Below are 10,502 nucleotides of genomic sequence, written 5' to 3'. Positions count from 1 at the left end.
TCAACCCTCTTATCCCTTCCCGCATTCACAAAATTTACCCAATTGTTTAACGGCGCTTAAGGGCGGCCTGTCCTAATCTGGCGCGAAAATCAGTCATGCCTGAGGGAGTTTTCGCGTGGCGTTTGCACTCAATAAAAACGGCGGGGGCCAGGAAAAAAAACGCAGCCCGCTGGCCGGCTGGCTCGGCAAGAAGAACGATCAGAATGCGGATGAAATGCCGGCGATGGACGTCGCCGGCGGACTTGACCGCGCGCTCAGAAACCGCCGGGCTGTGATCGAGGAAAATCACCACGACGCACAGGAAAACCCGGTACGCGATGCGCTGGCCGCCATTGAGGCTGCGCTCTACGCCATCGACCGGGTGCGCGACATTCTCGAACAGGCCTGCGAAGTCGCGCTTTCCGCAAAAGACGTGGACGAGGCAGGCGGGCGCGCCCTCCTCGCGGAGAGCTATGACGAGCTCAGGCTTTCCATCAACGAAGCCCTTGAAAAGATCGACCCGCGCGCCGCTGTGCTGATCGGCAAGGGCCAGCGTCATATCGACGTGACGCTCGCCGGGCGCGCGCGTTATTCGGTGTCGCCTTTCCGTCTGGATGTCAGCGAAAAAGGTCTCGACCTGCCGCCGCCGGCGGACGCGTTCGCCACCTATGAGGAAATCGACGATATTCTCGACCACCTCGACAAGGCGCTGGGAAAAGCCGACCGCGCCGCCGCGAGCTATTGCCGCGACGCGCAGTATCTCATTGCGCGCATGAAGGCCGATCTGGCGAACGACGCCGCCTGATTGAGCCCTTTAAAGAACGTGGATGCAGGTTTCGCCGATGGAGGGACGCGAGACCCGCACTTCCGCGAGGCCGGGAAAGCGCGGCTTTAGTTTCGCCGCCGCCCATTTGCAGATGTTTTCGAGCGTCGGGCGCTCAAGTCCTTCGACCTCATTCAACAGGCGATGATCGAGCGCGTCATGAAGCTCCTGCAGCGCTTCGCCCACATCGCCGAAATCGACGACCCAGCCGGTTTCAGCCTGCGGTTCGCCCTCGATCACGACTTCCAGCGTGAAGGAATGACCGTGGAGGCGCGCGTAAGGACGCGCATCCGGATCGTGATCCAGATAGTGCGCGGCGTCGAAACTCATCGACTTGACGATGCGCATGGGGTTCGTCCTCTTCACTCTCTTTTCGCCGGCGCCTCAAGGAATGCCCAACAGCTTGTGGGTCTGAAGGCTGAGGCGCCATTGCGGATGGGTCCGGCAATACTCAATCGCGGCGGCGGTTTCCGCCTCGCGCGAGGGCCCGTCCATAGGCTGCAAAAAGAAAAAGTCAAATGCGAGGGCCTCAAACGCCTCAGGCGGCGCATCCGCCTGATGGTAAACGAGCTTCAGTTCCTGTCCCGCCCGCTGGACCAAGGGCGCCGTCGATTTCGGGCTGACGCAGATCCAGTCGATCCCCTTCGGCGCGGCGATGGTGCCATTGGTCTCCACCGCAATTTCGAAACCCGCCTCATGGAGCGCGCCGATCAGCGGCGCATCGAGCTGCAACAGCGGTTCGCCCCCCGTGCAGACCACATAGGGCCGTCCCGTTTTCATGTCAGGCCAATGACCGGCCGCAGCTTTGGCGAGGCTTTGAGCATCCGTAAATTTGCCGCCCCCCGGCCCGTCGGTTCCGACAAAATCCGTGTCGCAGAAGGTGCAGACCGCTTTCTCCCGATCGCGCTCAAGCCCGGACCAAAGGTTGCAGCCTGCAAACCGCAGGAACACAGCCGGGCGTCCGGCCTGCGCGCCCTCGCCCTGCAGCGTGTAATAGATTTCTTTGACGGCGTAGCTCATGGGGCGGGTTTTAGGGGAAAGCCTCGGCTGCACCTAGCGTCAGAGATGAAAAAAAGAGCTTTCAAGTTGACTAAGTCCTGCAAATGGGGACGATCAGCTTCGGGGCAACTTTATTTGCGAGTACTGCGTAAATGACCGGGCAAAAGTCTTGGGGATCGGGTTTCGTTGCTTTCTTCATTTTGCTTACCGCCGCAGGGTGCGGCGGCGGCGGGAATAATGCGCCGGCGCCGACAACACCGCCCCCGCCTCCGCCTGCCATTACGGGTCCGACCTGGACCGCCGGCGTTTATGAAGACGCAAGCCGTTTCAAAGACCGCTGCGAAACGGTGCGTACCGGCCTCGATCTCGAGGGCAACCCGTATCCGGACCGCGCCGGGTCGACGCTGGAAGAGAATTTCTGGCTGCGGTCATGGACCCACGAAACCTATCTCTGGAATGACGAGGTCACCGACCGCAATCCGGCGAACTACTCGAACCCGATTGCTTATTTCGATGTCCTCAAGACCAACGCGACAACGCCGTCGGGCAAGGATAAGGACGATTTCCATTTCAGCCAGCCGACGGAAGAATTCCTGCGCGAAAGAAACTCGACGCCCACGGCCGAATATGGCGCATCCCTGATCGCCTATTCCGTGACGCCGCCGCGGGATTTCCGGGTGATCTATACGGAGCCCGGAACGCCCGCCTCCGACCTTGTGATGGGCGTTCCCAATCTTATTCGCGGAACGAAAATTCTTGAGGTGGACGGCGTCGATCTGGTGAACGCCGACACGGATGCGGAGATCGAAATCCTCAATGACGGGCTTTTCCCCGCAACAGCGGGCGAAATGCACAGCTTCGTCGTGCAGGACCCGGGCGCCGTGGGAACCCGCACCATCATGATGATTTCGGAAAATCTCGCCCCGCCCGCGGTGAACCGCACGGCGATCATCAACACCCCGACAGGCGATGTGGGCTATGTGCTGGTCAACACGTTCAGCCCCTTTGCATCGGAAAAAGACATCCGCGACGCCATCGCCGATATGGCGACGGCCGGCGTTTCCGACCTTGTCCTCGACCTTCGCTACAATGGCGGCGGGCTGCTCGCGATCTCTGCGCAGCTTGGCTTTATGGTTGCGGGATCGGCGCAGACGAACGGCAAGGTCTTCGAGCGACTGCGCTTTAATGACGACGCCAACGGCGTCAATCCGGTGACCGGCGAGACGAATAACTCATCGCCTTTCTACAGCACGGGGCTTGGCTTTTCCGTGCCGGACGGCGCGCCCTTGCCGAGCCTTGATCTCGGCCGCGTCTTCATTCTGTCGACCGACTGGACATGCAGCGCCAGCGAGGCGGTCATCAACGGCCTGCGCGGCGTCGACGTCGAGGTCATTCTCATCGGCCGCACCACCTGCGGCAAGCCCTACGGATTTTACCCCGAGGACAATTGCGGCGAGACCTACTACACAATTCAATTTCAGGGCGTGAACGAAAAAGACTTCGGCGATTACACGGATGGTTTCGTTCCTGCGAATTCGAGCGCGACCTTCGGCGTCAAACTGCCGGGCTGCGTCGTCGACGACGATCTTGACCATGAGCTTGGCGACGAAACGGAAGCGATGCTCGCCGCCGCCCTGCAATATCGCGAATTCGCGACCTGCCCGGCGCCGCCGCCTTTCGCGATTACGGCGAAATCGGTCGAGACGCCCATCGACGTGATGCCGGGCATGCGCATGATGCAGAAAAATCGCGATATGAGGATGCCCGGGGAATGATGCGCATTGTCCCGGGGCTGCTCGCCACCGCAATACTGACTGGCGGCTGCGAGACCGTCGCCACGCAGACGCCTGCGGTTCTTGAGCGCGCAGACGCGGAAACGCTGGACCGGGTCAAATCGGTGCTCGCCGGCGCCGTCGGGCGCGCGACGATCGAACTCGGCGCCGGCGATCTCACACAGAGCTCGACGGTCTCCGTGCTGCCCCCGCCGCTCTCTCCCCGCGAAGATCGCAGCATGGCTGCGCCGGTTCTCTTCGACATTATGCTGATGGGCGAAGACTGCTATCTTGTGAGAAGGGATAGCGGCGAAAGCTTTCGGCTTCCCGTCGCCTGCCGCGCAGCGCAATAGACTAATTTGCCCTTCCGCCGAGATGCAGCTTCCCGACAACGTCGAACAGGAACGCCGCCGATAATCCGAACAGCAAGAGCCCGTTGGACGCAGCCGCGCCCGACAATAACCGCCACTCCTCAGGCAACAGCACATCGCCGAAACCGAGCGTCGTAAACGACGCGCCGGAGAAATAGAGCGCCGTCTCCCATGTCTCGAACATGCCGAAATAGTGAAACACCGATGCCCACATGCCGATCTCGAGCGTGTGCGCGAACATCAGCCAAAGGACCAGAAGAACGAGGACGGCCGTGTCCCGCAGAAACCGCACCGCGCCGCGCGTGCGGGTTTTAAGAACGCGGAACACCGCCGCCGCCGCCGCAACGAAAACGCCATGCACGAAAGTCGTCGCCGAGATGACAGCGGCGTTGATCAAAAGCTGATGAAAAATGCCGGCGCTTTCCATGACATCCTCGCCCTTTCTTCCTAACAGGAGTCGAGCCGGGAAATCTATTTCGCCTGTTTGACGGCTTTTGTGATGAGTTTGAGGCGGCCATTGGCGCGCTTGATCGCCTCGTCAAGCTGCTTGAGCGTGTCGGCGACGTCAGACGCTTCCGCCTCTTCGGCTTCCAGAAGCTCCTTGGCGGCTTTCAGTTCGGCGGCGAGCGCCGCAAGCCCGTCCTCGTCCGGCTTCAGCCGCGGCGCGGCGCCGCCAGCTTCTTCCGCATTGCCCCGGGCCATCATGCCGCCGACCAGCGCGCCGAGAACGAAACCCGCCAGTCCCAGCGGCCATCCCACGGCGATCATCTGCATCAACGCGTCCATACTCTTCTAGTCTAGCCCTTGCTTGGGCGGGTCGCACCCTGAAGCGGCGCCGGCCATGCCCGTTTCAGGGCAGATGGAAGCAAGGGACGGGCCAGTTGTGTCTCAGAATAGCAAAACCGCCCGCAAGGCGAGCGGGCGGCGGTGCATTATCCTTAATGGGACAGGCGCAGGTTGTTAACGCGGCGCCATGACCATCATGATCTGGCGGCCTTCCATCTTCGGGTATTGCTCGACCTTCGCAATCTCGTCGAAGTCGTCCTGCACGCGCTTCAAAAGATCCGCGCCGCGGTCCTGGTGCGCCATTTCCCGGCCGCGAAATCTGAGCGTCACCTTGACCTTGTCGCCTTCCTCAAAGAAGCGCTTCATCGCCTTGACCTTCACCTGATAGTCGTGGTCGTCGATGTTCGGCCGCATCTTGATCTCTTTGATCTCAACGACTTTCTGCTTCTTCTTGGCTTCCGCCTTTTTCTTCTGCTGCTGGTATTTGAATTTGCCGTAATCGAGGATCTTGCACACCGGCGGCGTCGTCTGGGGCGACACTTCCACAAGATCGAGGCCGGCTTCGGCGGCGATGGCGATGGCTTCGCGGGTTTTTACGACCCCGCGTTTTTCCCCGGTGTGGTCGATCAGAAGGACCTGGGGGACGTCGATTTCATCATTGATGCGCGGGCCGTCGGATTTAGACGGGGCGGCGGCAAAAGGCTTGCGTGCTATGGACTTCTCTCCATCAGTTGCTAACAAAAAAATCTCTGCGCCCATTTCGGTGAGAAACGGTTAACCGTAATCCCAAAATGCGACAGAAGGGCGGATATATAAGCGTTTTCGGGCCCATATCAACGGGCCTGGGCCGACAAAGGCGCGCCTTCATCGAAATCCACAAGCCCCATATTGTTGAGGGTGCGCCACACAAAGACCGGGTCGACTTCGCCGAGCCCAGCCCCTTTGACGCCCTCCGGGGCGGTCATGGTGACCACATGCCGGCCGGTTGTCTCGAACGGGTCTTTCGGAGACCGGATCACCACCCCCTCGCAGCCGACGCTCAAGGCGAGCTGCATTTCCTCGGCGTTGTCGCTGACGAAAAACAGCGCCTCGCGGGCGAGCGCCGCTAATTGGAGGTGATCGGTTTTGCCGGTGAGGTCCACGAGCTGAGGCGCGTCGTGGGAAATCTCGTCGCCGAAATTGTGAAGCGACTTCGCCCCGGCCAGCACCGGCATGACTCCCGCGCGTGACATCTCCTTGGCGAGCCCGGCATAGCCTGATGCGCTCCAGCGCCGCTCCGGCGCCTCGCCTGGCAGAAGAAGCCCGAAGGGGCCGGAAATCCCGTACCAGCTCGGCTGCATGTTGGCGCTGTCCTTGCGCGCCGTCACAGCCCAGGACAGGTCGGGCAGTCTTTCGCTGACCGAAAGCCCGGCGGTTTCCGCCAAGCGGTCGAGGCTCGGCGGCTTGGGCGCCGCGCCTTTCGACGGCTTGCCCGCAGGTTCGGCGGAAAACCATTTCGGTCCGAACATGCCGAGCGCGCCTTTGAGCCGGCGCGCGGCGTCATCGCCGGAAAGATCATAGACCTTTTCAAACTTCGCGGATTTCAGCTGACGCACGAAATCCTTGCGCGCCTCAGAGTCGCGCATGTTCGGCATGCCGGCGACCTGATCGAAATAAGGAGACGCGCGCGCAATGCGCTGCAGCCCCGGCGTCGTCAGGAGGCTGATCTTTGCATGAGGATGCGCCTGACGGATCGCCTCAAACGCGGCGTCCGCTGCAACGAACCCCGTCAGCCCGTCGGTTTTAATGACCAGAATGTTTGAATTTTTGCGCCCTAACATGCCGCCCCGTTACGCCCTTTCCGCCAGCAATGCGCGATAAGTCCCGATGGTCGCGTCGCACATCGCCGCCGAAGAAAAAAGGCTCGATACGCGCTCGCGCGCTTTTTCTCCCATCACCCGCCGCGCCGTATAGCTCATGGTTGCGACAGTTTCGATCGTCCGCGCCAAAACTTTCGCATCGCCCGGCGCCGCCAAAAATCCAGTCTCGCGATGGACGACCGTTTCGCGCGCGCCGCCATGATCTGCGGCGATGACGGGCTTCGCCATTGCGCCCGCTTCGACCGCGACGCGGCCGAACGCTTCCGGCTCCGTCGACGGCGACAAAACCGCATCCGCCCACGCGTAAGCTGTGGGCATGTCGGCGCAATCGCCAACGAAATGGATCATGCTGCGGACCCCGGACTCTTCAACCACCGTGCGCAGGCGCCGCTCATATGCGTCCCGGCCTTGCGCACCCCCACAAAAAACTAGCGTCAAAGCGGGGATTTGGCCAGTGGCGCCGGGCCTTTCCCGGCGCGCCATCAGGGCCGAAATAGCCGCGACCGCCGTTTCATGCCCCTTCCAGGCGGTCAGCCGCGCGGGCAGCAAAAGCTTGAAGCCTGGGTTTTCCCCAATCCCCCATTGGGCCGCGAGCGCATTAACCCTGTCTGCGGAAATCTTTTTCGGATCAAAGAGATCGATATCAACCCCGCGGGGAATGACGGCAATGCGGTTCGCGTCGAGAGCGCCGAGGCCGGCGATCCGGTCCGCTGTGAAGTGAGAATTGGCGATCACCCGGTCCCCCCGCAACATGGAGGAATTGTAAAATCGCTTTACCGGTCCCGCCGCCTTGTAGGCCCCATGATAGGTGGTGACGAAGGGGGTGCCGGTGCGCCGCGCCGCCCAGCAGGCGCTCCAAGCCGGAGCCCGTGAGCGGGCGTGCAGGATGTCGACCTTTTCGCGGGCGATGATATCCGACAATAGGCTGGCGTTCATCCACATGGTCAGCGGGTTTTTAGAGGCGGCGGCCCCCCGAATAATCTCCCCGCCTGCATTGCGGATCGCTTCCTCGAGCCGTCCTCCCTCCGTGAACACCAGCGCCCGCCCGCCATTTCTGATGACGGCGTCCGCGATTTCCAGCGTCGTACGCTCGGCGCCCCCCGCATTGAGGCGGGGCACGACCTGTAAAACGGTTTTCTCAAAGCGCGTCATGGGGCCGCGATCATAGCCCTGTTCTTCCTGCCGGAAAGCCAATTGACGCAACTCTCCGGCGCACGTCATCTACCCTATCATGTCCCGCATTCCGCAGCACCCGGATCCATGGCCCGAAGGCGCGGCGATCTATCAGATCTATCCGCGCAGTTTCCGCGATTCCAACAGCGACGGCGTCGGCGATCTCAACGGCATTTCGGAAAAACTGGATTATGTCGCAAGTCTCGGGGTCGACGCGATCTGGCTGTCGCCATTCTTCACCTCGCCCATGCGCGACTTCGGCTATGACGTCGCTGATTATTGCGATGTGGACCCGCTTTTCGGAACGCTATCCGATTTCGATGCGCTGATTGAAAAGGCGCACAGGTTAGGCCTCAAGATTATCATCGATCAGGTTTATTCGCATACTTCCGATCAACATCCATGGTTCCAAGAAAGCCGTCAGGATCGCACCAACGCCAAAGCCGACTGGTATGTCTGGGCTGATCCGAAACCGGACGGGTCGCCGCCCAATAACTGGATGTCCGTTTTCGGCGGCGTTTCATGGGAATGGGATGCGCGGCGCGGGCAATATTACCTGCATAATTTTCTCGTCAGCCAGCCCGACCTTAATGTGCACAACGCCGAGGTCCAGGATGCGCTGCTGAAGGTGACGCGCTTCTGGCTTGATCGCGGCGTCGACGGCTTCCGTCTCGATGCGCTGAACTTCGCCATGCACGACCCGCAATTGCGTGACAATCCGCCCGCGAAATACGGCGCGAAGAAACCGTCGCGCCCGTTCGACTTTCAGGATCACCTCTACAACCAGTCGCACGCCGATATTCCGAAATTTCTCGAACGCATTCGGGCAGTCACGGACGAATACCCGAACATCTTCACCGTCGCGGAAGTGGTCGGACCGCACCCGCTCGATGAAATGAAAGCCTTCACAGCGGGCGACAAACATCTCACCACCGCCTATAATTTCGATTTTCTCTATGCGGACGACCTGACGCCGGGGCTTGTGAAACGCTCCCTCTCCAGCTGGCCGGGCGGCCCGAGCGAAGCGCTGCCCTCATGGGCCTTCTCCAACCATGACGCGCCGCGCTGCATCTCGCGCTGGGCTGACGGCGTGGACCCAAAACAGGCGGCGAAACTCTACCTCCTGCTGCTGCTCAGCCTTCGTGGATATGTCTTTCTCTATCAGGGCGAAGAGCTGGGCCTGCCCCAGGCGGACGTGCCTTTCGAGGCGCTGCAGGACCCTGAAGCCATCGCAAACTGGCCGGCGACGCTCGGCCGCGACGGGGCGCGAACGCCCATGCCGTGGGAAAAAGCGGCGAAGTGGGGGGGATTTTCCAGCGGCGTCCCCCAAAATCCCCCATGGTTGCCCATGGACGCCCGTCACCTCCCGCTCGCCGCCGGCGTTCAGGAAAAGGACAAAGGCTCCGTTCTCAATTTCACCCGCGCCGCCCTCAGGCTACGGCGAGACAGCCCCGCCCTTCGCAGCGGCGATCTCTGCTTTCTGGATGCGCCAGAAGATGTGCTCGCTTTCAGCCGCACTCACGGCGAAGAACGATTGATTTGCGTTTTAAATTTCGGCCGCAAGGATTGCGCCATGCCCGATGCTTTGACGCCAGCGCACGATGTGCTCCTTAGCGCCGCATACGATCAAGCGTCGCCCAGAACCCTGCCCGGCCTTTCCGGCTTTATCGCCAAAAGCGCCCCTTAACGACGCCCGGCAGTTGGCCTTCGCGCCGGATGCCGCCATATAGGCGAGCGGGGCAAATGAAGGATGCGCGGTGAAGACCGTTCTCATCACCGGAGCGGCCGGTTTTATCGGCTTTCATACGGCGGCGCGGCTGGCGCAGGCCGGATGGCGCGTCGTCGGCGCCGACAATTTCAACGATTACTACGATCCTGCGCTGAAGCGCGCCCGCGTCAAGGAACTGGGCGATGCGGCGAAGGTCCATGAGATCGACATCGCCGACGCCGAAGCGTTTTCAAAGCTCGTGCAGGAAACCGCGCCCGAGGTCGTCATCCATCTCGCGGCGCAAGCGGGCGTGCGCTACTCCCTCGAAAACCCGTTCGCTTATGCGCGCTCGAACCTCACTGGCCACCTGTCGGTGCTCGAAGCCTGCCGGCATGCGAAGGGCCTCTCCCATCTCATCTACGCCTCGTCGAGCTCGGTCTATGGCGGCAATACGAAGACGCCCTTTAGCGAAACGGATCTCGTGGACGCGCCCGTCTCGCTCTACGCCGCAACGAAACGCGCCGACGAACTGATGAGCTCGACCTATGCGCATCTTTACGGCCTCCAACAGATCGGTCTGCGCTTTTTCACCGTTTACGGGCCATGGGGCCGCCCGGACATGGCCTATTGGACGTTTACGGACAAAATCCTCAAAGGCGAGCCTATCCCCGTCTATAATCACGGCGACATGCGCCGGGACTTCACCTATGTGGACGACGTCACCAAGGCGATCGAACGCATGGCGGAGCGCGCGCCGGATTTTTCCGGCGAGGATCGCCCGCACCGGCTTTACAATATCGGCAACCATACGCCCGTGCCGCTGATGGATTTCATCGCCGCACTCGAAGAGGCGCTTGGAAAAAAAGCTGTCAAAGACATGCAGCCCATGCAGCCCGGCGACGTGAAAGAAACCTATGCCGATGTGGCGCGCCTCGCCGCCGATTACGGTTTCAATCCATCAACGCCCATCGAAGAAGGCCTCAAACGCTTCGCCGAGTGGCGGCGTGCTTATGCGCGCTATTAAGGCCCGCC

The 10,502-nt window shown here is 61.2% G+C and carries 12 protein-coding genes; 5 read left to right on the top strand and 7 right to left on the bottom strand.

Annotated elements, in window-relative coordinates; all coding sequences use genetic code 11:
- Positions 1-115 precede the first annotated feature (115 nt).
- Positions 116-784, top strand: coding sequence for a hypothetical protein (locus ACQY5P_RS20615; protein WP_428408759.1), 669 nt, complete (start codon positions 116-118; stop codon positions 782-784).
- A 9-nt stretch (positions 785-793) separates the two neighbouring features.
- On the opposite strand, the gene queD is transcribed toward ACQY5P_RS20615, so the two are convergent.
- Together queD and queE are read right to left on the bottom strand one after the other, a co-directional pair.
- Positions 794-1,150, bottom strand: a complete 357-nt coding sequence (gene queD / locus ACQY5P_RS20610) for a 6-carboxytetrahydropterin synthase QueD (protein ID WP_428408758.1) — start codon at positions 1,148-1,150, stop codon at positions 794-796.
- Positions 1,151-1,186: 36 nt separating this feature from the next.
- A complete protein-coding gene (gene queE / locus ACQY5P_RS20605; RefSeq protein ID WP_428408757.1) occupies positions 1,187-1,822 on the bottom strand; it encodes a 7-carboxy-7-deazaguanine synthase in 636 nt (211 codons plus the stop codon).
- A 131-nt stretch (positions 1,823-1,953) separates the two neighbouring features.
- Here queE and ACQY5P_RS20600 point away from each other — a divergent pair, with 131 nt between their 5' ends.
- Both ACQY5P_RS20600 and ACQY5P_RS20595 read left to right on the top strand, forming a co-directional pair.
- The gene (locus ACQY5P_RS20600; protein WP_428408756.1) at positions 1,954-3,576 is read left to right on the top strand and encodes a S41 family peptidase; all 1,623 of its coding nucleotides are present in this window, start codon (positions 1,954-1,956) and stop codon (positions 3,574-3,576) included.
- Positions 3,573-3,926: a hypothetical protein gene (locus ACQY5P_RS20595; protein ID WP_428408755.1), complete on the top strand. Its 354-nt coding sequence runs from the start codon at positions 3,573-3,575 to the stop codon at positions 3,924-3,926. Before ACQY5P_RS20600 ends, ACQY5P_RS20595 begins: the two co-directional genes overlap by 4 nt.
- Before the next feature lies 1 nt (position 3,927).
- On the opposite strand, the gene ACQY5P_RS20590 is transcribed toward ACQY5P_RS20595, so the two are convergent.
- From ACQY5P_RS20590 to ACQY5P_RS20570, 5 genes are all read right to left on the bottom strand, one after another.
- Positions 3,928-4,371, bottom strand: a complete 444-nt coding sequence (locus ACQY5P_RS20590; protein ID WP_428408754.1) for an ion channel — start codon at positions 4,369-4,371, stop codon at positions 3,928-3,930.
- 44 nt (positions 4,372-4,415) lie between these two features.
- Positions 4,416-4,730, bottom strand: a complete 315-nt coding sequence (locus ACQY5P_RS20585) for a hypothetical protein (protein ID WP_428408753.1) — start codon at positions 4,728-4,730, stop codon at positions 4,416-4,418.
- 174 nt (positions 4,731-4,904) lie between these two features.
- Positions 4,905-5,489, bottom strand: coding sequence for a translation initiation factor IF-3 (gene infC, locus ACQY5P_RS20580; RefSeq protein ID WP_428408752.1), 585 nt, complete (start codon positions 5,487-5,489; stop codon positions 4,905-4,907).
- A 74-nt stretch (positions 5,490-5,563) separates the two neighbouring features.
- The gene (locus ACQY5P_RS20575; RefSeq protein WP_428408751.1) at positions 5,564-6,550 is read right to left on the bottom strand and encodes a glycosyltransferase family 9 protein; all 987 of its coding nucleotides are present in this window, start codon (positions 6,548-6,550) and stop codon (positions 5,564-5,566) included.
- Positions 6,551-6,559: 9 nt separating this feature from the next.
- Complete coding sequence (locus tag ACQY5P_RS20570; RefSeq protein WP_428408750.1) at positions 6,560-7,783, bottom strand: glycosyltransferase family 4 protein; 1,224 nt, start codon at positions 7,781-7,783, stop codon at positions 6,560-6,562.
- Between the two features lie 37 nt (positions 7,784-7,820).
- On the opposite strand from ACQY5P_RS20570, the gene ACQY5P_RS20565 reads away from it, so the two are divergent.
- On the top strand, positions 7,821-9,449 hold the full coding sequence (locus tag ACQY5P_RS20565) for an alpha-amylase family glycosyl hydrolase (protein WP_428408749.1): 1,629 nt from the start codon (positions 7,821-7,823) through the stop codon (positions 9,447-9,449).
- Positions 9,450-9,519: 70 nt separating this feature from the next.
- Entirely contained in the window at positions 9,520-10,494 is a 975-nt protein-coding gene (locus ACQY5P_RS20560; RefSeq protein ID WP_428408748.1) for an SDR family NAD(P)-dependent oxidoreductase, read from the top strand.
- Positions 10,495-10,502 lie beyond the last annotated feature (8 nt).

It is taken from the genome of Hyphococcus sp. (assembly GCF_965267305.1).
GTDB lineage: Bacteria > Pseudomonadota > Alphaproteobacteria > Caulobacterales > Parvularculaceae > Hyphococcus.
This window is presented reverse-complemented; position numbering and strand designations above follow the sequence as displayed.